At 71.7% G+C, this 25,988-nt stretch carries 22 protein-coding genes and 1 pseudogene; 13 read left to right on the top strand and 10 right to left on the bottom strand.

Annotated features, from left to right (window positions below; translation table 11 throughout):
• Window positions 1–5: 5 nt before the first annotated feature.
• From ABZ945_RS13330 to ABZ945_RS13310, 5 genes are all read left to right on the top strand, one after another.
• Window positions 6–1,217 (top strand): sensor domain-containing protein, encoded by a 1,212-nt coding sequence (locus tag ABZ945_RS13330; protein ID WP_361267809.1) that lies wholly within the window; start codon window positions 6–8, stop codon window positions 1,215–1,217.
• A gap of 130 nt (window positions 1,218–1,347) precedes the next feature.
• Window positions 1,348–2,667 carry a sensor domain-containing protein gene (locus ABZ945_RS13325; RefSeq protein WP_361267807.1) on the top strand — a complete coding sequence of 440 codons (1,320 nt, stop codon included), beginning with the start codon at window positions 1,348–1,350 and terminating at the stop codon, window positions 2,665–2,667.
• A 580-nt stretch (window positions 2,668–3,247) separates the two neighbouring features.
• Entirely contained in the window at window positions 3,248–3,922 is a 675-nt protein-coding gene (locus ABZ945_RS13320; protein WP_361267805.1) for a response regulator transcription factor, read from the top strand.
• Window positions 3,923–4,257: 335 nt separating this feature from the next.
• The gene (locus tag ABZ945_RS13315; protein WP_361267803.1) at window positions 4,258–6,204 is read left to right on the top strand and encodes a 2-oxoacid:acceptor oxidoreductase subunit alpha; all 1,947 of its coding nucleotides are present in this window, start codon (window positions 4,258–4,260) and stop codon (window positions 6,202–6,204) included.
• A gap of 247 nt (window positions 6,205–6,451) precedes the next feature.
• Window positions 6,452–7,453, top strand: a complete 1,002-nt coding sequence (locus tag ABZ945_RS13310; RefSeq protein WP_361268138.1) for a 2-oxoacid:ferredoxin oxidoreductase subunit beta — start codon at window positions 6,452–6,454, stop codon at window positions 7,451–7,453.
• Between the two features lie 60 nt (window positions 7,454–7,513).
• On the opposite strand, the gene ABZ945_RS13305 is transcribed toward ABZ945_RS13310, so the two are convergent.
• Window positions 7,514–7,852, bottom strand: coding sequence for a helix-turn-helix domain-containing protein (locus ABZ945_RS13305; protein ID WP_361268135.1), 339 nt, complete (start codon window positions 7,850–7,852; stop codon window positions 7,514–7,516).
• Window positions 7,853–8,051: 199 nt separating this feature from the next.
• Here ABZ945_RS13305 and ABZ945_RS13300 point away from each other — a divergent pair, with 199 nt between their 5' ends.
• The 4 genes from ABZ945_RS13300 to ABZ945_RS13285 all read left to right on the top strand — a co-directional run bounded on the left by ABZ945_RS13300 (window position 8,052) and on the right by ABZ945_RS13285 (window position 12,317).
• On the top strand, window positions 8,052–8,915 hold the full coding sequence (locus ABZ945_RS13300; RefSeq protein ID WP_361267801.1) for an SDR family oxidoreductase: 864 nt from the start codon (window positions 8,052–8,054) through the stop codon (window positions 8,913–8,915).
• A gap of 317 nt (window positions 8,916–9,232) precedes the next feature.
• Window positions 9,233–10,207: an EamA family transporter RarD gene (gene rarD / locus ABZ945_RS13295; RefSeq protein WP_361268133.1), complete on the top strand. Its 975-nt coding sequence runs from the start codon at window positions 9,233–9,235 to the stop codon at window positions 10,205–10,207.
• 9 nt (window positions 10,208–10,216) lie between these two features.
• A complete protein-coding gene (locus ABZ945_RS13290) occupies window positions 10,217–10,669 on the top strand; it encodes a VOC family protein (RefSeq protein ID WP_361267799.1) in 453 nt (150 codons plus the stop codon).
• Between the two features lie 280 nt (window positions 10,670–10,949).
• Window positions 10,950–12,317 carry a M28 family metallopeptidase gene (locus ABZ945_RS13285; protein ID WP_361267797.1) on the top strand — a complete coding sequence of 456 codons (1,368 nt, stop codon included), beginning with the start codon at window positions 10,950–10,952 and terminating at the stop codon, window positions 12,315–12,317.
• Between the two features lie 106 nt (window positions 12,318–12,423).
• Here the strand turns inward: ABZ945_RS13285 and ABZ945_RS13280 are convergent, their stop codons facing one another.
• Both ABZ945_RS13280 and ABZ945_RS13275 read right to left on the bottom strand, forming a co-directional pair.
• Complete coding sequence (locus ABZ945_RS13280; RefSeq protein ID WP_361267795.1) at window positions 12,424–13,668, bottom strand: sigma-E factor regulatory protein RseB domain-containing protein; 1,245 nt, start codon at window positions 13,666–13,668, stop codon at window positions 12,424–12,426.
• A gap of 158 nt (window positions 13,669–13,826) precedes the next feature.
• Window positions 13,827–14,837: a polyprenyl synthetase family protein gene (locus ABZ945_RS13275; RefSeq protein ID WP_361267793.1), complete on the bottom strand. Its 1,011-nt coding sequence runs from the start codon at window positions 14,835–14,837 to the stop codon at window positions 13,827–13,829.
• A gap of 353 nt (window positions 14,838–15,190) precedes the next feature.
• On the opposite strand from ABZ945_RS13275, the gene ABZ945_RS13270 reads away from it, so the two are divergent.
• The 3 genes from ABZ945_RS13270 to fahA all read left to right on the top strand — a co-directional run bounded on the left by ABZ945_RS13270 (window position 15,191) and on the right by fahA (window position 20,268).
• On the top strand, window positions 15,191–16,759 hold the full coding sequence (locus ABZ945_RS13270; RefSeq protein ID WP_361267791.1) for a peptide MFS transporter: 1,569 nt from the start codon (window positions 15,191–15,193) through the stop codon (window positions 16,757–16,759).
• 39 nt (window positions 16,760–16,798) lie between these two features.
• Window positions 16,799–18,832, top strand: coding sequence for a CocE/NonD family hydrolase (locus ABZ945_RS13265; protein ID WP_361267789.1), 2,034 nt, complete (start codon window positions 16,799–16,801; stop codon window positions 18,830–18,832).
• A 209-nt stretch (window positions 18,833–19,041) separates the two neighbouring features.
• Window positions 19,042–20,268: a fumarylacetoacetase gene (fahA, locus tag ABZ945_RS13260; protein WP_361267787.1), complete on the top strand. Its 1,227-nt coding sequence runs from the start codon at window positions 19,042–19,044 to the stop codon at window positions 20,266–20,268.
• Window positions 20,269–20,333: 65 nt separating this feature from the next.
• On the opposite strand, the gene ABZ945_RS13255 is transcribed toward fahA, so the two are convergent.
• The 7 genes from ABZ945_RS13255 to ABZ945_RS13225 all read right to left on the bottom strand — a co-directional run bounded on the left by ABZ945_RS13255 (window position 20,334) and on the right by ABZ945_RS13225 (window position 25,576).
• Entirely contained in the window at window positions 20,334–21,194 is an 861-nt protein-coding gene (locus tag ABZ945_RS13255; protein ID WP_361268130.1) for a carbohydrate-binding protein, read from the bottom strand.
• 128 nt (window positions 21,195–21,322) lie between these two features.
• Window positions 21,323–22,180 (bottom strand): AraC family transcriptional regulator, encoded by an 858-nt coding sequence (locus ABZ945_RS13250; protein ID WP_361267785.1) that lies wholly within the window; start codon window positions 22,178–22,180, stop codon window positions 21,323–21,325.
• A gap of 133 nt (window positions 22,181–22,313) precedes the next feature.
• A complete protein-coding gene (locus ABZ945_RS13245; protein WP_361267783.1) occupies window positions 22,314–22,532 on the bottom strand; it encodes a hypothetical protein in 219 nt (72 codons plus the stop codon).
• Window positions 22,529–23,125, bottom strand: coding sequence for an HAD domain-containing protein (locus ABZ945_RS13240; RefSeq protein WP_361267781.1), 597 nt, complete (start codon window positions 23,123–23,125; stop codon window positions 22,529–22,531). Before ABZ945_RS13240 ends, ABZ945_RS13245 begins: the two co-directional genes overlap by 4 nt.
• A gap of 14 nt (window positions 23,126–23,139) precedes the next feature.
• Window positions 23,140–23,832: a class I SAM-dependent methyltransferase gene (locus ABZ945_RS13235; RefSeq protein ID WP_361267779.1), complete on the bottom strand. Its 693-nt coding sequence runs from the start codon at window positions 23,830–23,832 to the stop codon at window positions 23,140–23,142.
• Between the two features lies 1 nt (window position 23,833).
• Complete coding sequence (locus ABZ945_RS13230) at window positions 23,834–24,748, bottom strand: phosphotransferase (RefSeq protein ID WP_361267777.1); 915 nt, start codon at window positions 24,746–24,748, stop codon at window positions 23,834–23,836.
• A gap of 78 nt (window positions 24,749–24,826) precedes the next feature.
• Window positions 24,827–25,576, bottom strand: coding sequence for a hypothetical protein (locus ABZ945_RS13225; protein WP_361267775.1), 750 nt, complete (start codon window positions 25,574–25,576; stop codon window positions 24,827–24,829).
• Window positions 25,577–25,769: 193 nt separating this feature from the next.
• On the opposite strand from ABZ945_RS13225, the pseudogene ABZ945_RS13220 reads away from it, so the two are divergent.
• Window positions 25,770–25,988 (top strand): annotated as a pseudogene (locus ABZ945_RS13220) (tetratricopeptide repeat protein); the annotation flags it as partial.

The following is a 25,988-nucleotide window of genomic DNA, read 5'->3' as shown; positions in this document are numbered from 1 at the left end:
TTCACATGACCGCACGTACCGCACGATTCAGCTTCGACCGGCAGGTCTGGCTGGAGGTCGTGTACCTCCTGACCAGCCTCCCGGCCGCCGTGATCGGCTTCGTCTACGCGATCACCATGGTGTCCGTCGGCGCCGGGATGCTGGTGACCGTCGTCGGTGCCCCGCTGCTCGCCCTCGGGCTGGCCGGGGCGCGGCTGCTGGGGCGCGCGGAGCGTGCACGGGCCCGGGCGCTGCTCGGGATACGGATCGAGGAGCCCAGCGCGCTGCCGGGGCCGTCGCAGGGCGGTGTCCTGCCCTGGCTCTGGGAGCGGTTGAAGGACCCGGTGGCCTGGCGGGCGGTGCTGTACGAGGTGGTGCGCTTCCCGTGGGGGGTGCTGACGTTCAGCGTCACCCTGGTCGCGCTGGTGGTGCTGTGGCCGGTGCTGCCCCTGCTGGTCCGCGGGCTGAGCACTGTGGACCGGATCCTGGTGCGGGGGCTGCTCTCCCCCTCCGACGACCTGGAGCGGCGGATCGCGCAGCTGGAGTCGGATCGGGGGTTGGTGGTGGACACCGCCGCCGCCGACCTGCGCCGCATCGAACGCGACCTCCACGACGGCGCACAAGCCCGACTCGTCGCCCTCGCCATGGACCTCGGCCTCGCCAAGGAAAAACTCACCGAAGACCCCCAAGCAGCCGCCCGCATGGTCGACGAAGCACACGGCGAAGTAAAAATCGCCCTCCAAGAACTCCGCGACCTCGCCCGCGGCATCCACCCCGCCGTCCTCACCGACCGCGGACTCGACGCCGCCCTCTCCGCCATAGCCACCCGCTGCACCGTCCCCGTCACCGTCGACGTCGACCTCCCCCAACGCCCCGCACCCGCCATCGAAGGCATCGCCTACTTCACCGTCTCCGAACTCCTCCAGAACATCTCCAAACACGCCCACGCCCACACCGCCACCATCGACGTCTGGCAGGCGGACGACCGGCTGCTGATACGCGTGGGCGACGACGGGCGCGGCGGCGCCCGGCTCGACGGCGCGGGCGGTACCGGCAGCGGTGGCGGTACCGACGGCACCGGCAGCGGAGGCGGAGGTACCGGGATGGCGGGCCTGGCCGAGCGGATCGGCGCGGTGGACGGGGTGCTGTTGGTGGACTCGCCGGTGGGCGGGCCGACCGTCGTCACCGCGGAACTGCCCTGGCGGCCGGCCACCGTGAACGCCCGCCCGGTCTGCTGACCGCGACTCCACAAGCAACGTCCGCCGACCACCACTCCACAAGCGACGTCAGCCGACCGCCATACCCCCGATGGCGTCCGCTGACCGCGACTCCCACCCACTACACAGACGAAACGGACGGAGCCCTGCGATGGCCCTGGCCTACGGACCGGATACCCGACGCCACCGCCTTCCCGCGGTGCTGCGTGCCCCGTTCGAGGCGCGCACCTGGCGCGAGTTCGGCTACCTTCTGCTCGGCTTCCCGCTGAGCCTGGCCTACTTCATCCTGACCATCACCGCGATGGCGGTGGGCGCCGGCCTGCTCGTCACCTTCGTGGGGATACCGCTGCTCGCCGCCGGCCTGGCCATGTGCCGCGGCTTCGGGGTGGTGGAGCGGGCCCGGGCGCGGACGTTGCTCGGGCTCAGGGTCCCTTCGCCCGCCCCGGTGCTCGCCGGGTCCGGCAAGGGGGTGATGAAGCGGACGGCCGCGCTCTTCAAGAGCGGTGAGTCATGGCGACACCTGCTCTACGCGCTGCTGCACATGCCATGGGCCGTCTTCGCCTTCAGTGTGGCGCTCAGCTTCTGGGCGTACGGCTGGTGCTTCGCGACCTATCCGCTCTGGCGCTGGGTCTTCCCGGTCTACGCGGGCACGGGCGGCCTCCAGCTCTACGGCGACCGGGACCACGCGATCTACCTGGACGCCCCGGGTGAGATCGCCGCCACCAGCCTGGTGGGGTTGGCCCTGGTCCTGATCACGCCCTGGGTGATCCGGGCGCTGGCGATGGTGGACCGGGGACTGGTCATCGGTCTGCTCAGCCCCTCCCGGCTGGCCAGCCGGGTGACTGAGCTGGAGTCGGATCGGGGGTTGGTGGTGGACACCGCCGCCGCCGACCTGCGCCGCATCGAACGCGACCTCCACGACGGCGCACAAGCCCGACTCGTCGCCCTCGCCATGGACCTCGGCCTCGCCAAGGAAAAACTCACCGAAGACCCCCAAGCAGCCGCCCGCATGGTCGACGAAGCACACGGCGAAGTAAAAATCGCCCTCCAAGAACTCCGCGACCTCGCCCGCGGCATCCACCCCGCCGTCCTCACCGACCGCGGACTCGACGCCGCCCTCTCCGCCATAGCCACCCGCTGCACCGTCCCCGTCACCGTCGACGTCGACCTCCCCCAACGCCCCGCACCCGCCATCGAAGGCATCGCCTACTTCACCGTCTCCGAACTCCTCCAGAACATCTCCAAACACGCCCACGCCCACACCGCCACCATCGACGTCTGGCAGGTCGAGAACCGGTTGATGCTCCAGGTCACGGATGACGGGCGGGGAGAGGCGGCGATCACCGCCGGCGGCGGGCTCGCGGGGCTGGCCGAGCGGCTGGACGCGGTGGACGGGATCCTGGCCGTGCACTCACCGCCGGGTGAAGGGACCACCGTCACCGCGGAGCTGCCCTGGCGGGTACGGAGCTGAAGCGCCACCGCCCGGGTGGGCACCCCGGCGGCCACCCGGGCCCCCCGGCGGCCACCCGGGCCCCCCGGGCGGGACCCCGGGCGGCCGGGACCCCGAGCCGGGACCCCCGGCGGCCGAGACCTCAGGCGGCCGAGCCCCCGGACAAGCGGGACCTCTGCGGCCGAGACCTCCGGCGGCCGGGACCTCCGGCGGCCGGGACCCCGGACAAGCGGGGCCCCTGCGGCCGAGACCCCCGGCGGCCGAGCCCCCGCGGTCGGGACCGGGCGGCCCCCACCCGGACCGCCCCCCACCCAGGCGCGGCCACCACCCGGACCGCCACCACCCAGGCACGGCCACCACCCGGACCGCCACGCACCCGGACCGCCACCACCCGGGCAGGCCGGGACCCCGGGCGCGGCCACTATCCGGACGGGCCGCCACCCGGGCGTCCACCACCTGGACAACCGGCGCCCCTGAGTCGGCGTATTCACGCCACATCCCCGTTGTCCACAGACCCGCACCCGGCGGTGGGAGGACTGGGATGCTGTACCGGACGCGCGGTGGACGCGTGTGCGGATCGACCTCAGGGGGATGCACGTTCATGGCGGAGGACAGGGTGCGGGTGGTCATCGCGGAGGACTCGGTGCTGCTCCGGGAGGGGCTGACCCGGTTGCTGACCGACCGGGGGCACGAGGTGGTCGCCGGGGTGGGTGACGGTGAGGCGCTGATCAAGACGGTGGCGGAGCTGGCGGCCGAGGCGGCGCTGCCCGATGTGGTGGTGGCGGACGTACGGATGCCGCCCACCCATACGGACGAGGGCATCCGGGCGGCGGTGCGGTTGCGTCGAGATCACCCGGGGATCGGGGTGCTGGTGCTCTCGCAGTATGTGGAGGAGCGGTACGCCACCGAGCTGATGGCGGGCAACGGCGGCGGGGTGGGCTATCTGCTGAAAGACCGGGTCGCGGAGGTGCGGGAGTTCGTCGACGCGGTGGTGCGGGTCGCCGGCGGGGGCACGGCCCTCGACCCCGAGGTGGTGGCGCAGTTGCTGGGCCGCAGCCGGAAGCAGGACGTGCTCGCCGCCCTGACCCCGCGGGAGCGCGAGGTGCTGGCCCTGATGGCGGAGGGCCGGACGAACTCGGCGATCGCCAAGGCGCTGACGGTCAGCGAGGGCGCGGTGGAGAAGCACGTGAGCAACATCTTCCAGAAGCTGGGGCTGTCGCAGAGCGACGGCGACCACCGCCGGGTGCTGGCCGTACTGACCTATCTCAACGGCTGACGGGGGGCGGCGGCCGAGCCGGAGCATCGGACGGCAGGGGAGGGCGGCCGAGGTCGCCGGGGACGCGGACGAGGTGCTCACCCGTACGGCGGAAAGGACGGTGCCGGGCCGAGGGGCGGTCCCGGGCGGCGCGGGCGGGGGCGGGGCCGGGAGCGCCAGGGGTGGGGCGGCGCTTCGGGAACCGTCCGAAAGTGGTCCGACCTTTTCCACGCTCCAGAGAAGGCCGAGCCTGCCGACGTAGGGTTGATTGCGGGATGGCCGGTGGGCCGGTCATCCCCCGAACGCTCGCCCGCCGACGGCGGGGAGGCCCCTTGTCTCGAAGGAGGTCCAGTTCAGTGACCAGTCAGGTCAGTAGCCCGTCCGACCAAGCCGACGAGGCCGATGAGGCCGGGGACCGGCGCGGTATCCCGGGACAGCACGGTGTGGAGAAGGAAGTCCGCCGCCTGGATCGTGTGATCATCCGCTTCGCGGGTGACTCGGGTGACGGTATGCAGCTGACGGGTGACCGGTTCACCTCGGAGACGGCGTCGTTCGGGAACGACCTGTCCACGCTGCCGAACTTCCCCGCCGAGATCCGGGCCCCGGCCGGCACCCTGCCGGGTGTCTCCTCCTTCCAGCTGCACTTCGCCGACCACGACATCCTGACCCCGGGTGACGCGCCGAACGTGCTGGTCGCGATGAACCCGGCCGCGCTGAAGGCCAATATCGCCGATGTGCCGCTCGGCGGGGAGATCATCGTCAACACCGACGAGTTCGCCAAGCGCGCCATGGCCAAGGTCGGCTACGCCACCTCGCCGCTGGAGGACGGGTCCCTCGACGGCTACCGCCTCCACCCGGTGCCGCTGACCACCCTGACGATCGAGGCGCTGAAGGACTTCGGCCTGTCCCGCAAGGAGGCCGAGCGGTCGAAGAACATGTTCGCCCTGGGCCTGCTGAGCTGGATGTACCACCGCCCCACCGAGGGCACCGAGAACTTCCTGCGGGCCAAGTTCGCCAAGAAGCCGCAGATCGCCGAGGCCAATGTGGCCGCCTTCCGGGCGGGGTGGAACTTCGGGGAGACCACGGAGGACTTCGCCGTCTCCTATGAGGTCTCCCCCGCGGTGACGGCGTTCCCGGCCGGCACCTACCGCAATATCTCGGGCAACCTGGCCCTCTCCTACGGGCTGGTCGCCGCCTCCCGGCAGGCTGATCTGCCCCTCTATCTCGGGTCCTATCCGATCACCCCGGCCTCCGACATCCTGCACGAGCTGAGCAAGCACAAGAACTTCGGCGTACGGACCTTCCAGGCCGAGGACGAGATCGCCGGCATCGGCGCCGCCCTGGGCGCGGCCTTCGGCGGTGCGCTGGCGGTGACCACCACCTCCGGGCCGGGGGTGGCGCTCAAGAGCGAGACCATCGGGCTGGCCGTCTCCCTGGAGCTGCCGCTGCTGGTGGTGGACATCCAGCGCGGCGGGCCCTCGACCGGGCTGCCGACCAAGACCGAGCAGGCCGATCTACTCCAGGCGATGTACGGGCGCAACGGCGAGGCCCCGGTGCCGATCGTGGCCCCGCGCACCCCGGCGGACTGCTTCGACGCCGCGCTGGAGGCCGCCCGGATCGCCCTGACCTACCGCACCCCGGTCTTCCTCCTCTCGGACGGCTATCTGGCCAACGGCTCGGAACCGTGGCGGATCCCGGACACCTCGGAGCTGCCGGACCTCACGGTGGCCTTCGCGACCGGGCCGAACCACACCCTCGCCGACGGCACCGAGGTCTTCTGGCCGTACAAGCGCGACCCGCTCACCCTGGCCCGCCCCTGGGCGGTGCCCGGCACCCCCGGGCTGGAGCACCGGATCGGCGGCATCGAAAAGCAGGACGGCACCGGGAACATCTCGTACGACCCGGCCAACCACGACCTGATGGTCCGCACCCGCCAGGCCAAGATCGACGGCATCGCGGTCCCCGAGCTGGAGGTGGACGACCCGGGCGCCACCGCCCGCACCCTGGTGCTGGGCTGGGGGTCGACCTACGGGCCGATCACCGCCGCGGTCCGCCGGCTGCGGGCAGCCGGTGAGTCGATCGCCCAGGCCCACCTCCGCCATCTCAACCCGTTCCCGGAGAACCTGGGCGCGGTGCTCGGCCGCTACGACCGGGTCGTGGTGCCGGAGATGAACCTCGGCCAGCTCGCCACCCTGATCAGAGCCCGCTATCTCGTGGACGCCCGCAGCCACACCCAGGTGAACGGGATGCCGTTCAAGGCCGAACAGCTCGCCGCCGCGCTCAAGGAGTCCATCGATGACTGAGGTGTCCGAGATGACGGAGAGGGCGGCCGGAACCTCCGGGCCGACCGGGGACGCGGGGGCGGTCGAGGGAGCCGGACCGGCGGCCGAGGCGGCCGGGGCGGCGGAGAGAGCCGAAGGGGCCGGGCCGGAAAGAGCCGGGGCGACGGCGGAGAAGGCCGAGGGGGCCAGGGCGACCAGGGCGGCCGGCGGGGCCGTGAAGGTGAGGGAGTCGCTGACGCTGGTCCCCAAGGCGCAGGGCACGCAGTCCATGAAGGACTTCAAGTCCGACCAGGAGGTGCGCTGGTGCCCGGGCTGCGGTGACTACGCCATCCTCGCCGCCGTCCAGGGGTTCATGCCGGAGCTGGGTCTGGCCAAGGAGAACATCGTCTTCGTCTCCGGGATCGGCTGCTCCTCCCGCTTCCCGTACTACATGAACACCTACGGGATGCACTCCATCCACGGCCGCGCTCCGGCCATCGCCACCGGGCTCGCCTCCTCCCGGCCCGATCTGTCGGTCTGGGTGGTGACCGGTGACGGCGACGCGCTGTCCATCGGCGGCAACCACCTCATCCACGCCCTGCGCCGGAACGTCAACCTCAAGATCCTGCTGTTCAACAACCGCATCTACGGACTGACCAAGGGGCAGTACTCCCCCACCTCCGAGCTGGGCAAGGTCACCAAGTCGACGCCGATGGGTTCGCTGGACGCGCCGTTCAACCCGGTGTCGCTGGCGATCGGCGCGGAGGCCACCTTCGTCGCCCGGACCGTGGACTCGGACCGCAAGCACCTCACCGAGGTGCTGCGCGCGGCCGCCGACCACCCCGGCACCGCCCTGGTGGAGATCTACCAGAACTGCAACATCTTCAACGACGGCGCCTTCGAGGTCCTGAAGGACAAGCAGCAGGCGGAGGAGGCGGTGATCCGGCTGGAGCACGGCCGGCCGATCCGGTTCGGCGCTGACGGCGCCAAGGGCGTGGTGCGCGACCCGGCCACCGGTGATCTGCGGGTGGTCCCGGTCACCCCCGCCAACAAGGCGGACATCCTGGTCCATGACGCGCACCACACCAGCCCCACCACCGCCTTCGCGCTCTCCCGGCTCGCCGACCCCGACACCCTGCACCACACCCCGATCGGCGTCTTCCGCAGCGTCGATCGACCGGTCTACGACACCCTGATGGCCGACCAGCTCGACGCGGCCGTGGAGCGCGGCGGCAAGGGCGACCTGGCCGCGCTGCTCACCGGCGGCGACACCTGGACGGTCATCGGCTGACCAGCCGTCCCCACGACCGATGATCGGCCCCCGCGACCGATCGGCAGCGGCCCGCACCTCTCAGGTGCGGGCCCTGTCGTCGTAGGCGGCGCGGGCCGCGCGGACGGTCTCGACCTGGCGCTCGGTCCACCGGGCCAGCGCCGCCACCTGCTCGGCCGCCTCCCGGCCCAGCGGGGTGAGCGAGTAGTCGACCCTCGGCGGGATCACCGGCTTGGCGTCCCGGTGGACGAAGCCGTCGCGCTCCAGGGTCTGCAGGGTCTGGGCCAGCATCTTCTCGCTGACCCCGCCCACATGGCGCCGCAGCTCGCTGAACCGGTAGGAGCGGTCCAGCAGCGCGGCCAGCACCAGCACACCCCAGCGGCTGGTGACATGCTCCAGGATCGCCCGCGAGGGGCACATGGCGTCATTGACGTCCGGAACGAGGGCCGCGGACGCGACGGGGGCCGCCGGGCCGTCGCCGCCGCGCTGGGCTCCGGAGAGTGCACTTACCTGCATACCAGTACCTTACTTCAAAGTGGGTACTTTCCCAGAGTTAGTGTGCGCCGTACGTTGGATCGCGTCCCCCTCCCACGGAAACGGAACGGAAGTACGCACCCCCATGAGCATCGTCGTCACCGGAGCCACCGGACACCTCGGCCGACTGACCATCGACGCCCTGCTGGCCGGCGGCACCCCCGCCTCCGGCATCACGGCCGTCGTCCGGAACAAGGAGAAGGCCGCCGGTCTGGCGGAGCTCGGCGTGCAGCTGCGCATCGCCGACTACGACCGCCCACAGACCCTGGACGGGGTCTTCGCTGCCGGCGACCGGGTGGTGCTGGTCTCCGGCAGCGAGGTCGGCAAGCGGGTGCCGCAGCACACCGCCGTCATCGAGGCGGCGAAGGCCGCGGGCGTGGCCCAGCTCGCCTACACCTCCATCCTCGGCGGCCCGGAGGCCGACTTCGAGCTGGCCGCCGAGCACCAGGTCACCGAGCGGCTGATCCTCGACTCCGGACTGCCGTACACGCTGCTGCGCAACGGCTGGTACACCGAGAACTACACGGCCAACCTCGCCCCGGTGCTGGAGCACGGGGCGGTGGTGGCCAACGCGGGCGAGGGCCGGGTGGCCTCCGCGGCCCGTGCCGACTACGCGGCCGCGGCCGCCGCGGTGGTGACCGGCGAGGGCCACCTCGGCCGGGTCTACGAGCTGAGCGGCGACACCGCCTGGTCGTTCGCCGAGTACGCGGCCGAGGTCGCCCGGCAGTCCGGCCGGGAGGTGGCGTACCGGAACGTCTCGCCCGAGGAGCACCAGGCGGTGCTGACCGGCGCCGGGGTGCCCGAGCCGTTCGCCGCGATCCTGGTCGACGTGGACCAGGCGGTCGAGCGCGGCCGGCTGGCCGGCACCAGCGGCGACCTGGCCCGGCTGATCGGCCGACCCACCACCCCGCTCGCCGACACCGTCGCCGACGCCCTGCGGCAGCACTGACCCACTCGACGGACCCGGCCGCCTCGGCGCGCTGTCATGACCGTATGGCGATACGGCCATGACAGCGCGCCGTGCGCGGCGCTACCGTCGTCCCCGACGGACACCCGGGCGGACAGGCGACCGGGCGGACGGGCACGGAGAGGGGACGGCCAGTGGCGGCGAACGGCGGCGGAGGCCGACCGGGCCTTCAGGGAGCGCTCGGCACCGGTGGCCAGGGCAGCATCGGCAGCCAGAGCGGCACCGGCAGCCAGAGCGGCACCGCCGGCCAGGGCAGCACCGGCGATCAGGGCGACGGCGGCCGGGACCAGCGGGCCGGGCTGCTGTACGGGCTGGGCGCCTACGGGATGTGGGGCCTGGTCCCGCTCTTCTGGCCGCTGCTCAAGCCGGCCGGCGCCGTGGAGATCCTCGCCCACCGCATGGTCTGGTCGCTGGTCGTGGTGGGCCTCGCGCTCCTCGCCGTACGCCGCTGGGGCTGGATACCCGAGCTGCTGCGGCAGCCCCGCAAGCTCGGCCTGATCACCGTCGCCGCCACGGTGATCACCGTCAACTGGGGCATCTACATCTGGTCGGTGAACTCCGGCCATGTGGTGGAGGCCTCGCTCGGCTACTTCATCAACCCGCTGGTCACCATCGCGCTCGGGGTGCTGCTGCTCAAGGAGCGGCTGCGCCGCGCCCAGTGGGTCGCGGTCGGCACCGGCTTCGCCGCCGTGGTGGTGCTGGCGATCGGCTACGGGCGCCCGCCGTGGATCTCGCTCTGCCTCGCCGTCTCCTTCGCGGTGTACGGCCTGGTCAAGAAGAAGGTGAACATCGGCGGCCTGGAGTCGCTGGCGGCCGAGACCACCGTGCAGTTCCTGCCGGCGCTGGGCTATCTGCTCTGGCTGGGCGCCCAGGGCTCGTCCACGTTCGGGACCTCGGGCGCCGGCCACGCGGCCCTGCTGGCCGCGACGGGCGTGGTCACCGCCATCCCGCTGGTCTTCTTCGGCGCGGCCGCGATCCGGGTGCCGCTGTCCACCCTCGGACTGCTCCAGTACCTGGCGCCGGTCTTCCAGTTCCTGCTCGGGGTGGCCTACTTCCATGAGGCGATGCCGCCGGAGCGCTGGGCCGGGTTCGCCCTGGTGTGGCTGGCCCTGTCCATCCTGACCTGGGACGCCCTGCGCACCGCGCGGCGCACCCGGGCGGAGATGGCGGCGCTCCGGGCCCAGGCGGCGAAGGAGACGGACCCGGCGGCCCCCGGCGGAGCCGGAGCGACGGGGGCGAGCGGGTTCCTTGCGGCGGGCACTCACGCCCCCTAGTAATGATCCATGACCGCACTGCACTGGAAACTCGTCATCGACGCCGCCGACCCGCACGCCCAGGCCGCCTTCTGGGCCGAGGCCCTGGGCTACCGGGTGGAGGACAACAGCGCCCTGGTGGAACGGGTGCTGAGCGCCGGGCAGGCCCCGGAGTCGGCGACCGTCGTGGTGGACGGCCGCCGTGCGTGGCGTGATCTGATCGCCGTCCGGCATCCGGATGACCCGGTGGACGAGCCGACCGGGATGGGAATGGGCCGACGGCTGCTCTTCCAGCGGGTCCCCGAGCCGAAGACCGTGAAGAACCGTCTGCACATCGACGTCCATGCCGCGCCCGGCGAGCGCGCGGTCGAGACCGCCCGGCTGGAGAGGCTGGGTGCCCGGGTGATTCGCCAGGTCAGCGCCGCGGGAGGGGAGTGGACGGTGATGTCCGACCCTGAGGGCAACGAATTCTGCGTGCAGTGAGGGCCGCCGGGGGACGGTGAGCCGGAAGTGGCCCGGCGGTGAACGGGTGGCGGCCGGGGCCCGAGCGGCGGAAGACACCGCCTGCGGGCCCCCGTACCCGTAGCCAGGCGTTCGATCCCCGAACACCCGTGTCCGGAACCCGCCCTTGACGCTTGTTCACGCTCTCGCTCACCATTCAGCACGCACACCGCACCAGCCGCTCCAACGCCCCGTGTCGACGAGACGCGGGGCGCTCGCACGTTCCGTTCCCATCCCCCGTACGGAATCCCGGAGCCCCCACATGAACCTCTCCGACCGTTCCATATCCGCGATATCCGCCGGCCGCAGACGCGGGACCACCGCCGCCGCGGTCGCCGCTCTCGCCGCCGCCGGCCTGCTGGCCACCGCGGTCGCCCCCGCCGCCGAAGCGGCCCCGGCCCTGCCGAGCTCCGCCACCGCCGCGGCCGCCGCGCCCGACATCCCGCTGGCCAACGTCAAGGCGCACCTCAACCAGCTCTCCACCATCGCCGCCAACAACGGCGGCAACCGCGCCCACGGCCGCCCCGGCTACAAGGCGTCCATCGACTACGTCAAGGGCAAGCTGGACGCGGCCGGGTTCACCACCAGCATCCAGCAGTTCACCAGCAGCGGTGCCACCGGCTACAACCTGATCGCCGACTGGCCCGGCGGCGACCCGAACCAGATCGTGTTCGCCGGGGCCCATCTGGACTCGGTGACCTCGGGCGCCGGGATCAACGACAACGGCTCCGGCTCGGCCGGCATCCTGGAGACCGCGCTCGCCGTCTCCCGCGCCCAGTACAAGCCGACCAAGCACCTGCGCTTCGCCTGGTGGGGCGCCGAGGAGCTGGGCCTCATCGGCTCCAAGTACTACGTCAGCAACCTGCCGACGGCCGAGCGGTCCAAGATCTCCGGCTATCTGAACTTCGACATGATCGGCTCGCCGAACCCCGGCTACTTCGTCTACGACGACGACCCGACCATCGAGAAGACGTTCAAGGACTACTTCGCCGGCCTCGGGGTGCCCACCGAGATCGAGACGGAGGGCGACGGCCGCTCCGACCACGCCGCGTTCAAGAACGTGGGCATCCCGGTCGGCGGTCTGTTCACCGGCGCCAGCCGTACGAAGACGGCGGCCCAGGCGCAGAAGTGGGGCGGCACCTCCGGGCAGGCCTTCGACCGCTGCTACCACTCGTCCTGCGACTCCACGGCGAACATCAGCGACACCGCGCTGGACCGCAACAGCGACGCGGCCGCCCACGCGATCTGGACGCTGTCGGCGGGCTCGACCCAGCCCCCCGGCGGTGACACCTACGAGAACACCGCCGATGTGTCCATCCCGGACAACGGCGCGGCCGTCACCTCGACGGTCAACGTCTCCGGCCGCACCGGCAACGCCCCGGCCGCCCTCCAGGTCGGCGTGGACATCGTGCACACCTACCGCGGGGACCTGGTGATCGACCTGGTCGCGCCGGACGGCACGGCGTACCGGCTGAAGAACTCCAGCAGCTCGGACTCGGCCGACAACGTCCAGACCACCTACACCGTCAACGCCTCCAGCGAGGCGGCCAACGGGGCCTGGAAGCTGAAGGTGCAGGACATCGCCGCGCAGGACACCGGCTACATCAACGCCTTCCGGCTGACCTTCTGACCCACCCGGGCCGGTCGCAGGCGACGGACAGACCACTGCCGGGGGCGCGTGACACTCACACCGCGCCCCCGGCAGGAGTATGTCTCCTCAGGCTCAGCCGGAGTAATTACTTCCGGCCGTCGGCGGCGGCGACCAGGGCGTCCTTGGTGACGGCCCCGACGTAGACCTTGCCGTCGTCCGTCATCAGGGCGTTGACCAGGCGGGTCTCGAAGACCGTGCCCGAGCCGAACTTCCCGGTCACCTTGTCCCCGAGCGAGTCCAGGAACTGCCCGACCTCGGCCGGGACCTCGTCCTCGGCGCCCGGGCGGCCGCCCTTCTCGGCCCCCTTGGGCGCCTCGGCGGCGGACGGGCCACCGGACAGCTCGGCGATCGCGGTCCAGCCCTCGCCGATCACGTTCACGCCGTCGCCGAACGCCTCGCCGCCGGCCAGCCCCGGCAGCCCCTCCGGGCCCTTGAAGTCCTTCTCGCCGCCCTTCGGGGCCTTGGAGTCCTTCGGCGCCTCGGTCACCTTGGCGCCCTGGGGCACGGCGAACTCCGAGGCGGCCGGCCGGTCGAAGCCGACCTTGGTGAAGCCCGCGTCCACCACCGGCTTGCCGCCGGACTTGGGGGTGAGCGTGAACTTGAGCGGGACGCCCTTCTCGGCGTCCACCGCGATCTTGATGGAGCCGATCGTGGAACCGCTCTGCTTCGGCTGGATGACGAGCTGGTAGGCGTCCCGGCCGGCGATCTTGGCCGTACCGTCCACCGACACCCGGGTGGTGGGGTCCACCGCCTTGAGCGCCTGCTCGGCCAGCTGCTTGGGGCTGAGGTCGGGGGCCGCGCCGCGCTCGGCGTCCTTCTCGCCCTTCCCGCCCTTCTCCCCGGCCGGCTGCGTCTCCGTGGAGTGCAGGGCCTCCTTGGTGGAGCCGTCGTACGCCCAGACGTCGTCCCCGTTGCGGATCAGGCTGTACTCCGCGCCGTCCACGAAGGTCAGCCGCTGGCGCTCGGGCCCGTCGGCCGCGATCCGCAGGGTGTGGGTGCCGGAGGTGAGCTCCATCAGCTTGGCGGAGGCCGCGTCACCGGCCTCCTTGCCCTCCGCGCCGCCGCCGGCCAGGGAGCCCAGGTCCCCGAGCCCGCCCAGCGAGGGCAGCCCGAGGTCGGTCGTCACCTTCACGGTGCCGGAGACGGTGTCGGCGTCCGCCGAGGCGATCCGCTCCACCAGTTGCTGGGCGGTGATGTCGGGGAGGTCCGAGTCTCCGGAGGCCGCGAGCGCCGGGACCAGCCCGATCGTCGCCGCCGCCACCCCCGCCACCGCGACCGGAACCGCGTAACGGGTCGCCTTGCGCGGACCGCCGCTGTCGTTCGGTGCCATCTGTGCCTACCTCCGTGGGTCAGCGAGCCTTCTGCTCTCCATATGACCGCACCGGAAGCCGCCAGTCGTCAGCCCCCGGACCCAACCCGTCTACCCCTGGAGGATGACGGACCCTGAGACGCTCCAGGGTCGGCCCTCGCACGAGGGGCGAGATGCCGTCACCCGGCCCGGTGCACCACCAGGTCGCACAGCTCCTCCAGCGCCGTCCGGGCGATGCACTCCGGCAGCGGGGCCAGGATGGCGCGGGCCTCCTGGGCGTAGCGCACGGTGTCCCGGCGGGCCTGCTCCAGCGCGGGGTGGTCGCGCAGCCGGCGCAGCACCTCGGCGAGCCGCTCGTCGTCCGAGAGGTCCCCGTCGAGGAGGGCGACCAGCTCGGCGTCGTCCGGTCGGCCCTCGGCGGCGGCGCGGGCCCGCAGCCGCAGTACGGGCAGGGTCGGGATGCCCTCGCGCAGATCGGTGCCCGGCGTCTTGCCGGACTCGTGCGAGTCGGAGGCGATGTCCAGTACGTCGTCGGCGAGCTGGAAGGCGACACCGAGCCGCTCACCGTACTGGGTGAGGATGTCCATCACCCGCTCGTCGGCGCCCGCGGTCAGCGCGCCGAAGCGGCAGGAGACGGCGACCAGCGAGCCGGTCTTGCCGCCCAGCACATCGAGGTAGTGCTCGACCGGGTCGCGGTCGTCGCGCGGGCCGACGGTCTCCAGGATCTGCCCGGTGACCAGCCGCTCGAACGCCTCGGCCTGGATCCGGACGGCCTCCGGGCCCAGGTCGGCCAGCACGTGCGAGGCGCGGGCGAAGAGGAAGTCGCCGGTCAGCACGGCCAGCGAGTTGCCGTAGCGCTGGTTGGCGGACTCCACCCCGCGGCGCACCTCGGCCTCGTCCATGACGTCGTCGTGGTACAGCGTCGCCAGATGGGTGAGCTCGACCACGACCGCCGAAGGCACCACACCCGGGGCGTGCGGGTCGCCGAACTGCGCGGCGAGCATCACCAGGAGCGGGCGGAACCGCTTGCCCCCGGCGCGCACCAGGTGCTGGGCCGCTTCGGTGATGAACGGCACGTCGCTCTTGGTGGCGTCGAGGAGCCCGGCCTCGACGGCTGCCAATCCGGTCTGGACATCGGCCTCAAGAGCCTGGTCCCGCACGCTCAGCCCGAACGGCCCGACTGCGGTCACGAGGAGATCTCCTGTCTGCTGACGATCACACGGATTGTCGATGTGTCGCTGGATTCACTCCCGTCAGCGTATCCGGTCGCGTTTGGATCACCGTGGGCGCCTTCCCCACATCGGAGCACCGCCGGAGTACCGCCGAAGCACCACGGGAGCAGCGCCGAAGCCACCACCGGGGCCAGGCCTACCGCCGAGTACGGCTCCGCTCCCGTACACCCCCGGGGCACCGCCCCCGCGCCCCCGGCCCGGATACGGCCGGCGGCCGAACCCGTACGGCCGGTCCGGTTCGGTTTCACGCTATACGGTCTGTATTCAGGGCATACGATCATCCCGCACCCATACAACCGGGAGTAAGGCTTTTGTCCGGCACCGAAACGGAACCCGACGCGACCGGCGACGACGACGGCCACGGCGACCACAGCAGTGGCGGCAGCCGTGGGAGCGGCTCTCCGCCGCCGGACGGACCGCCCCCGGGGGACGACCACGCCTTCCTCGGCCAGCCGCGCGGACTGCTCACCCTCTCCGGCCTGGAGGTCTGGGAGCGGTTCTCCTTCCTCGGGATGCAGGCGATCCTCGTCCTGTACTTCGCCGACAGCGTCACGAACGACGGCCTCGGTATGGACCCGGCCACCGCCGCCTCGGTCTCGGCCGCCTACGGCACCCTGGTCTACCTGGTCAGCGTGGCCGGCGGCTGGCTGGCCGACCGGATCCTCGGCTCGTACCGGGCGGTGCTCTGGGGCGGGATCCTGATCGCCTGCGGGCACTACGCCATGGCGGTGCCGACCGCCGGGATGACCTGGACCGGGCTCGGGCTGATCAGCGCCGGCACCGGGCTGCTCAAGCCGAACGTCGCCACCATGGTCGGCAAGCTCTACCGCACCGACGACGACCGCCGGGACGCCGGCTTCGCCCTCTACTACATGGGCATCAACATCGGCGCCTTCCTCGGCCCGCTGATCACCGGCTGGCTGGGCGAGAACGAGGGCTGGCACTGGGGCTTCTCGGCCGCCGCCTTCGGGATGACGCTGGGGCTGATCCAGTACGTGGCGGGCCGCCGCCATCTGGCCGGGAGCAAGCACTCCGCCGAGTACGCCCTGGCCCCCGACGCCATGCGCCGCGCGGTGCTGCTGATCACCGTCGGCCTCCTCGCCCTGGCCGCGCTCGCCGGGCTGCTGGCCGGGACCGGCTGGCTGACCATGGACCGCTTCGTGGACGCGCTCACCCTGATCTCGGTGATCGCCCCGGTCGTCTACTTCGCGGTGATGTTCAAGAGCCCCCGGGTCAGCGCCGCCGAACGCGGCCGGCTGCGCCCGTATGTGGTCCTCTTCCTGGCCTCGGTGGTCTTCAACTTCATCCTGTTCCAGGCGTACTCCACGATGATGCTGCTGGCCTCCACCAACGCCGAGACCACCATCCTCGGCTTCGACTTCCCGGCCAGTTGGTACGCCTCCGCGCTCGGCGCCTTCGAGGTGGCGCTGGCGCCCGTGGTCGCCGCCGTCTGGGCCCGGATGGGCCACCGCCAACCGCACGCCTCCCAGAAGATCGCCCTCGGGGTGGTCCTCGGCGGGCTCTCCTTCCTGCTGATGGTCCTGCCGACCTCCGGGCACGCCGACGACACCTACCGGATGGCCGCCTGGTGGATCGTCGGCTCGTATCTGCTGCTCGGCCTCGGCGACATCCTGGTGGAGACCTCGGGGATGTCCGCCACCACCAAGCTCGCCCCGGCCGCGTTCTCCAGCCAGACCATGGCGCTGTGGTTCCTCTCCCTCGCCCTCGCCAACGGCATCCAGGCGCAGATCGTGAAGCTCTACGGGGTGCTCTCCCAGCCCGTCTACTTCGGCATCAACGGGGCGATCGCGGTCGCCGCCGGCCTCGCCGTGATGGCCGCCGCGCCCTGGCTCCGCCGCACCATGCACCCCGTCCACTGAAGCCCGCCCCCGCCTCCCCCCACGGTCCCGAGGTACCCCATGCACATCCGCCCCGCCGACTCCTTCCCCTACGAGACCACCCACGAGGACGTCCGCATCCCGCTCGCGGACGGCCAACGGCTCTTCGCCCGGGTCTGGCGCCCGCTCACCGACGAGCCGGTCCCCGCCCTCCTCGAATACCTCCCCTACCGCCTCAGCGACTGGACCGCGCCCCGCGACTGGCAGCGCCACCCCTGGTACGCGGGCCACGGCTACGCCTCGGTACGGGTGGATGTGCGCGGGCACGGCAACAGCGAGGGGCTGCCCGGCGACGAGTACGACGCCACCGAGCTGGCCGACGGGGTGGCCGTCATCGAGTGGCTGGCCGCGCAGCCCTGGTGCGACGGGCGGGTCGGGATGTTCGGCATCTCCTGGGGCGGCTTCAACAGCCTCCAGATCGCCGCCCTGCGCCCCGAACCGCTCAAGGCGGTCATCACCGTCTGCTCCGCCGACGACCGCTACGACAACGACGTCCACTACATGGGCGGCTCCGTGCTCGCCGTGGACATGCACGCCTGGGCGGCCACCATGCTGGCCTTCACCTCCCGGCCGCCGGACCCGGTGTACGCGGGCGAGGGCTGGCGCGAGCAGTGGCTGACCCGGCTGGAGGCGGTCGAGCCGTTCATCCACACCTGGCTGACCCACCAGACCCGGGACGACTACTGGAAGCACGGCAGCGTCTGCGAGGACTACGAGGCGATCGACGCGGCCGTGCTCGCCGTCGGCGGCTGGCACGACCCGTACCGGGACACCGTCCTCCGCCTGGTCGAACACCTGCCCCATGACCGGGTACGCGGGATCATCGGCCCCTGGTCGCACCAGTACCCCGACCGGGGGCTGCCGCCCGGCCCGGCGATCGGCTTCCTCCAGGAGACCCTGCGCTGGTGGGACCACCACCTCAAGGGCGAGGACACCGGGATCATGGCCGAGCCGCTGCTCCGCTCGTACATCAGCGAGTCCCACCCCCCGGCCACCGTCTACCGCGAGCTGCCCGGCCGCTGGGTCGGTGACGACGCCTGGCCCTCGCCGAACGTCACCCCACTCGCCTACGCCCTCCAGGGCGAGCCGGTGCTCGTCCGCTCCCCGCAGCGCACCGGGCTGGACGCGGGCCGCTTCTTCCCGTTCGGCAACGAGGCCGACCTGCCGCCCGACCAGCGCGACGAGGACGCCCACTCGGCCTGCTTCGACTTCCCGGTCCCCGAGGACGGCGAGCCGATCGAGGTCCTGGGCCGGGCGGCGGTCAGCCTCAACCTCCGCCCGGACGCCCCGCGCGGGCAGGTCATCGCCCGGCTCTGCGATGTGGCGCCGGACGGCTCCTCCACCCTGGTCACCCGGGGCGTGCTGAACTTCTCCGCCCGCCGGGGCCGCGACCAGGTCGTGCCTTGCGAGCCCGGCGTCAACGACACCTTCGCCTTCGCGCTGAACGGCATCGGCCACACCTTCCCGCCCGGCCACCGGGTGCGGCTCGCGGTCTCCTCCGCGTACTGGCCGTGGATCTGGCCCCAGCCGGACGCGGCCGGCTTCACCCTGGACCCGGTCGGCAGCAGCCTGGAACTACCGGTCCGCGCCCGTACCGCCGCCGACGACGACGCCACCGCGTCCGCCGCCCGCCGGATCACCTTCCCCGCCCCCGAGCAGGCCGAGCCACTGGGCGTCAGCTACCCGGTCACCCTGGACGAGCAGCGGCCCGAGCGGCTGGTCGTCCGGGATGTGGCCAAGGGCGAGTGGCGGCTGGAGGTGGACCCGCGCTACGGCGGGACGCGGGTCTACCCGGACGGTCTCGAATTCACCGAGGACGCCCTGGAGACGTACACCATCCAGGAGAACGACCCGCTGACCGCCCATACCCGCTCCGACTGGAAGATCCGCCTCCACCGCCCGGAGCTCGGCTGGGACGTCACCGTGGACACCCGCTCGGAGATCTCCTGCGACGCCACCCACTTCATCACCGCCGACGAGGTGATCTGCGCCGAGGGCACCGAGGTGCTGTTCCACCGCACCTGGGAGAAGCGCATCCCGCGCACGGCGGGCTGAGCCACCTCGGCTCACTCGCCGACGGCCGCCCCGGGCCGCCGGGGCGGCCGTCCCCGGCCATCCCAGACCCCCCACACCGACAGCAGTCTCCGAATATCGGACATCCCAATCCGCACACCGGACGAACTCCTCCCCCGCACCGCCGCTGGATCGCCACTCCGCCGTCGTAACGTGTCCCCCACGACCCGTGGAAAGCGAGGCAAGCACCGATGCCCGAGCAGAGCCCGCTCGACCTGGCCGAGAGCGACCCCTTCGGCCCGCACAACCTCCCCTACGGAGTGTTCTCCACCGCTTCCGAGCCCGAGCGCCGGCGGCTCGGCGTCCGCATCGGCGACCACGTCCTGGACGCGGGCGCAGCCGCGCACGCGCTCGGCTCCCCGTACGCCGCGCTGCTCGCCCAGCCCAGCCTCAACCCGCTGCTCGCCGCCGGCCGCACCGCCTGGCGCGATGTCCGCCGGGCGCTCACCGCCTGGGTGACCGTCCCCGCCCACCGCCCCGACATAGAGCCCCTGCTCCACCCGCTCGCCGAGGTCACCCTGCACCTCCCCTACGAGGTCGCGGACTACGTCGACTTCTACGCCTCCGAGCACCACGCCACCAACGTGGGCCGCATCTTCCGCCCGGACGGCGAGCCGCTCACCCCCAACTGGAAGCATCTGCCGATCGGTTACCACGGCCGCTCCGGCACCGTCGTGATCTCCGGCACCGAGGTCGCCCGCCCCTCCGGCCAGCGCAAGCCCCCCGCCGAGCCCACCCCCGTCTTCGGGCCGTCCATCAAGCTGGACATCGAGGCGGAGGTCGGCTTCCTGGTCGGCACCCCCTCCGCCCTCGGGGCCCCCGTCCCCCTCGCCGACTTCCGCGAGCACGTCTTCGGCCTCTTCCTCCTCAACGACTGGTCGGCCCGGGACATCCAGGCCTGGGAGTACGTGCCGCTGGGCCCGTTCCTCGGCAAGTCCTTCGCCACCTCGGTGTCGGCCTGGGTGACCCCGCTGGAGGCCCTGGACGCCGCCCGCACCGCCCCGCCCGCCCGGGACTTCCCGCTCCTCCCCTACCTGGACGACTCCGCCGAGGAGGAGCCCGGCGGCTTCGACCTCCACATCACCGTCGCCATCAACGGCGAGACCGTGGCCGAGCCGCCCTTCTCCTCCATGTACTGGACGGCGGCCCAGCAGCTCGCCCATATGACCGTCAACGGCGCCTCCTTGCGTACCGGCGACCTCTTCGGCTCCGGCACGGTCAGCGGCCCCGAGACCCACCAGCGCGGCTCGCTGCTCGAACTGACCTGGAACGGCCAGGAGCCCATCGAACTCACCACCGGCAAGCGCGCCTTCCTCGAAGACGGCGACGAGGTCACCCTCACCGCCTGGGCCCCCGGCCCGGACGGGACCAAGGTCGCCCTCGGTGAGGTCACCGGCCGCATCTCCCCTTCCCACTGAGCAGGCCGAAGGGGGCGCCCCGGGATCATCCACCGATCCCGGAGCGCCCCCCCTTTTCTCTTGGGTCACACTGCCCGCCACAGCGCCGGAGTGGTCGACGGCTCCCAACCCCGTATCGCCGTATGGCTGATCAGGCAGGCGTACGTCCGCCCGCCGTAGGTGACCCGGTCACCGGCCCGGTACGCCGTCCCCACCGCCCACGCCTTGGCGGTCGGCGTCGGGGTGGGGGTCGGATCGGGCCCCGGGCCGGGCGTCTGCGGCACATCCAGTACGAAGTCGAACGACGCCTCCTTCCCGCCCCCGCCTCCCACGTCCCGGACCGCCATCAGCAGCCGCGCGTCGAAGATCGGGTCGGTGTTGTTGCGCGGCTCGCCCGGGAAGTACAGCTGCGTGGTCAACACCGGGCGGCCCGGCGCCTGCAACTTCACATGGATGTGCCGGGTCCGCCCCGGATAGAGCCCCGGCACGATCGTGCTCAGCGTGAACTTCCCTCCCCCATCCGTGAACTGGTGCCCCCGGAACCGGAAACCGGTGTTGTCGTACGCCCCGTTGTTGTCCGCCTGCCAGAAGTCCAGCAGTACGCCGCCCAGCGGCAGGCAGGCCCGCCCGAACACATACCCGCTCACGGTCAGCCGGGTGCCGACCGTGCCCGGCTCCACCAGCGAGGTCCGCAGCGGGGAGTTCGGCTTGAAGTACGGCCCCTCCGTCTGCGGCGGCGTCGGGTCGTCCCCGTCGTCGCACTCCGGCGTCAGCTCCGGCTCCACCCCGCTGCTCCGGGCGGTCCGCGCCAGCGCCGGAACCCCCATCAGCAGCACCGGCGCCGCCACCGAGGCGGCCACCGCCGCCCGCAGCACCGCCTTCCGGCTGGGCCGCGCGCTCGCGTTCGGGGTCGGGTCCATGGGGGCCCTGGGGTCCCTGGGGTCCATCTCGCCATCCATGCCTGCTCCTTGTTCAGGGGGCGTCGGGATCGCTGACGAACCTAGGCGCGCACCCCCGTGCGGGCGATGGACTCACTCCGCCCTTCATGGTGAATCCCCCGGCCCTCACCCCCCTCTCACACCCCCTCACGCAGACCGCCGACATCCACCCCCCGCCGGAAATCCCCCGGACTGACCCCCGTCTCCCGCCGGAAGAACCGGCAGAAGTACGCCGGGTCGCTCATCCCCGTCCGCGACGCCACCTGCCGCACCGTCAGGTCTGTACACGCCAGCAGCCGCTTCGCCTCCCCCACCCGGGCCTCCCGGATCAGCTCCCCCGGCGTCCGCCCGGTGGCCGCCTTCACCGCCTCGGCCAGATACCCGGCGCTCACCCCCAGCGCGTCCGCGCAACCCGCCACCGACCACCCCGCCGGATCACCTCCCGCGAGCAACCGCCCGAACCCCGTCGCGACCCCCACCGACCGGGCCCCCGAGCCCCCTTCCGGCACGAAGGGACCGGCCAGTCTCGCCGCCCGCACCACCAAAATATGGAGCAGCGCCCGCAGCACCGTCGCGAACCCCTCCGCGCCCCGCCGGAACTCCTCCTGCAACTCCCCCACCAGCCGAGCCGCCCACACCTCCGCCGCCCCGTCCAACGCCAACCACGGCCGCTCCGCCGCCAACCGCCCCAACACCTCCCGGTCATCCCCATGTTCGACCAGGAAATGCTCCGTGAACAGGATGACCGTCCCCTCCAACCCGCTCACCCCCTCCCAGTGGTGCACCTGGCCCGGCGCCACCACCCCCAGATGCGGGGGCTCCAGCGGATGCCGCTCCAGCTCCACCACATGCGTCCCGCTCCCGGCCGTGACATGCACGATCTCCCAGAACGTATGCCGATGCGGAAAGTTCGCGTACGCCTCCGGCCCGTACCCCTGAAACGTCCCGATCTTGAACGGCAGCACATTCGGCATCGGCACCTCCAGCCGATGCATCGGCATCTCCCCACCCACCGGTAACGGCGTCACAGTCCCCGGCGCCACCGTCGCTCCCCGCATCCCACCCACACCTCTCCCAGCACCCGTCTTGTCAGGTCCATACCAGGATGACGCACCAGCAGCCCCCGAGTCACCGCCAATCCGGCCACCCGGGCGCCATGTCCTCCCTCGACCGCACCAGCGCCAGCCGTTCCGCATCCGTGGTGGACCAGGTCACCATCGGCCCGAACAGCGGCCGAAGGACGTACACCCGCTCGCGCCTCCGCTCTCGTACGTCGGTCACCATGGCCGCACTCCCAGTGGCCTCGTCATACACCTCGTCTCCAACCCACACCTTGCCGTCCTTCATGACTTCCTCCCTAGACGTTCTCTCTGGTTGACGATGAGTGGCGGCTCGCTGATCGCCCCACCGAGGGCGGCCCACTCCCGGATCTCCGCGAGATGGCCTTCTTGAAGCCCGACGTAGGGGTCTGGCTGCACGAGGAGTGTGGGATGGCCACGGGCGGTTCGTTCGGCGGCCCATTCGAGGTCGAGACCGGTGAAGTCGTCATCGACCCAGACGACCGCCGACTCTCCGAGCCACGACTCGACGTAGTCGCGCTTCCACAGGTAGCCGTTGGGATGACTGGTGGTGATGTGCGGGCGGGGAAGTTCCAGATGGGGGAACGTCGGCAGCCCGAGGAGTGGCCCGACGACGGTGACGGCATCTCGTCGCCAACTGGTGCACCAAGCAGGGGCGACGAGACCACCGGACAGGAAATGGGTGAGCATGGGCCCGTGGGCGGGGTCGAGCCAGATGGAAACCGGGTCGTCGGGGGCGCGGCCCATCGGATGGACAGCATGGCGGACATGCGTGGACGGAGTGCTTCCGTCGGCCGCCGGGAACGGTATGAGCACCCCGTCGATGTCGAGCAGCAGGTAGGGCAGGGACGAGAAGGACATCGCGCCTCCGTCGGTCAGGGTTTGCGGGCGGTGACCAGCAAGGTGGTGGGCCACGGGTCGAGGTGCGGGTGCCGCAGCTCGACGGCTGAAGAGATCCGCAGACCGGCCCGGGAGAGGTGGACGGCCCACCGATCGCGGTCGAACTCCCAGCGGGCGAGCGGCAACCTGCTGCGGTCGGGCATGGTGACGTAGTCCTCGCGGGGACGGTCGTCCCGTGAAGGATGTCTTCCGGCCCGAGCCGGGTGGGGAACGGCGAAGGCCAGCACGCCGCCGGTTACCAGGCGCCGGGAGATCGCGGGTATCAGGAGCTCCGGGGCGACGAGGCCGACGGCACCGAAGACCGAGTAGATCGCGTCGAAGGGCTGAGCGCCGACCCGAAGGTGGTGCAGTGCATGACCGACGGCGAAGGTCGCCCCGTCGATGTGGCCGTAGTGCGCTCGCGCCCTCCGCACTTGCAGGCCCACCAGATCGACACCGGTGACGCGGGCCTGATGGTGCTGGGCCAGGTGGGCGGCATTGTGACCGGAGCCGCAGCCGAGCTCCAGCAGCCGCTTGCCACACAGTTCCCGGCCGAGCATCTCCGCACCGGGGCCCCACTCGCGGTGAGTGCTCCACTCCATCCGCTGCGGAGGGACAAGGGCATGGGCCGGTGCGGCGGCAAGGCGCTGAGCGGCGTGGACGTACCAGGGGGATGCCTGGGCAGGCACCCTAGACCTCCAGCAGCCGGACCGCATCGCTCAGGTGGCGACGGACAACCGAGATGTACGCGGGGTCCTGGGCCGGGTCGTTGATCCAGCGAACCGCCTGCTCCATGAACCACTCGACGGCCCACACGCGGTGCCAGCCCAGCGCCCACCTCTCGGCCGCCATGCCTCCACGGGCGGCAAGGGCGTCCTCATGGCCCCCGGCGGCGACGTACTGCTCGATGAACACCCGCAGCCGGTCGGGGCTCGGCGTGCCGATGGTCCCGTGGTACGAGGCGAGGTCGATCAGCCCAGGACCGGTGAAGGCACGAGCGAAGTCAAGAACATGCCAGCCGTTCTCCCCGACATGGACGCTGGTGGGGTGGAACTCGGAGTGAACCCAGCCGAACGGGTCGAGCGCCGCACCCCTCGCGCGGATTTCGGCCGCTGCGGAGATCTCCCTCAGAGCGGCGTGGATGTCCTCGCAGTCCGTCGTCCACCGGTCGGCCTGCCGCAACCGGTCAAGGTGGTCGAGGGCTCGGCCGGGCAGAGTGGCCAACCCCTCTCCGTCGAGGAGAGGCAGGCCGCTGGCCGGGCGGGCGGCGTGGAGCATCACGGCAGCGGCGACGCCGTCGAGGTCGTCGGCCTCCCGTACCGGTGAACCGAGGTCGTCCATGAGCATCCCGAGCCACGCGCCCCGCATGGCGGTGGCATGGAGCGCGGGAACCGGCAGTCCGCGCTGGTGGGCGATCCGAAGGGCCTGCGCCTCGCGGTCGAAGGGCTCCTTGGCGTACTTGAAGACGGCCGTGGTGCCGTCGGAGAAGGTGACACGCTCGACGCCGGACATGCTCCAGACGCGGACCTCCGCGCGCACGGGAAGGGGCTTGCGCACGAGGGTGCACAGGTCGTTCAGCAGGGTGGCGATCATGCTCTGATCCATGGCGGTCTCTCCAGTGGCTGCTGAGGCCCCGGGGCAGGCGAACAGGTCAGCCCGCCCCGGAGCCGTACCGGGGTGGGGCTACTCGGCCGAAGTCACGCGGTGGGCGTAGATCTGCTCGATCCAGCCCGCCTTGAAGGCGGCGAGGTCGTCGCGGAACGCGGCCATCGAGGCCCCATAGGGCGCGACCACACCGCCGGACTGGTCCGGCACCGACTGGCAACCGTGGACAAGGCGGCCGCCGAGAGCCGCATGGGCCTTGATGGACTCGATCCGGCGGTGCTCGTTGAACCAGCCACCGTGGTAGACCTCGTCGAGCATCCCGCCTGTCTTGTCGTCCAGGTCGAAGACGACGGAAGTGGCGGCGGGGAAGAACCAGCACGGGCCGACATTGGAGATGTGCCCGTTCAGCTCGACCTTGTTGAGCGCCATCAGCGTGGCGGCCTCGCGAAGCATCCGCAGGTGGTCGGCGGTGATCCGTGGCAGACCGAGGCCGGTCAGGTGCTCGTCACGGAAGAGGAAGGCGTACACCTCGTACGCGGTGGCCAGGACTCGGACCGCGTCTGAGGTGGACTCGCCGTGGTTCTTGATGAAGTCGAGCGCGAGCTGCTCGACCGCGCTCTCGGTCGTCTCCTCCACGCCGAGGAGCTGGGACTCGACCAGCTCCCAGTCGGCGACGAGCCAGGTGTCGGACTCGAAGCGGAAGAAGTACTCGGCCGGGTCGATGGTGAGGCGCGAGCCGTCCACCTGGATGCCGGGCAGGCGGCTCCAGCGCGGATCGAAGGCGTCGGGCAGCTCGACCGTGATGGTCGCGGTGTCGGTGATGGTCACCGGTGTCTCCGTCTCTGATCGTCCAGGGATGGGCATAGGAATGCCCGAGCCCGTTGGGGCGTACGGAAGTTGAGGCTGCCCGTTCCCGAAGGTGGGGCAGCTGTCGATAAGTGAACCGCCCGTCACGCACAGTGGGTACGGTGTGATCGAGGCCAAGCGGTATACGCGGTTTACAGCTCCGGAACGGAGGCACGTGCCCACGCCGACTGACCCCAGTTCTCGGCTGAGCGAGACGATTCACGCTGCCGGGTGCACGTACGAGGCACTGGCCAAGGACGTACGTCGAATCGCAGCCGAGAACGGTGACCTGCTTCAGACCAACAAGTCAGCCATCTCCCACTGGGCGAACGGCACCCGCACTCCGTCCGGTCGGGCCGGGCAGTATCTCGCCGAAGCCCTCTCGCGCCGCCTC

Source organism: Streptomyces sp. NPDC046887 (genome assembly GCF_040644755.1).
Lineage (GTDB): Bacteria > Actinomycetota > Actinomycetes > Streptomycetales > Streptomycetaceae > Streptomyces > Streptomyces lichenis.
The sequence above is the reverse complement of the archived record's forward strand: the minus strand, read 5'-3'. Positions and strand labels throughout refer to the sequence as shown.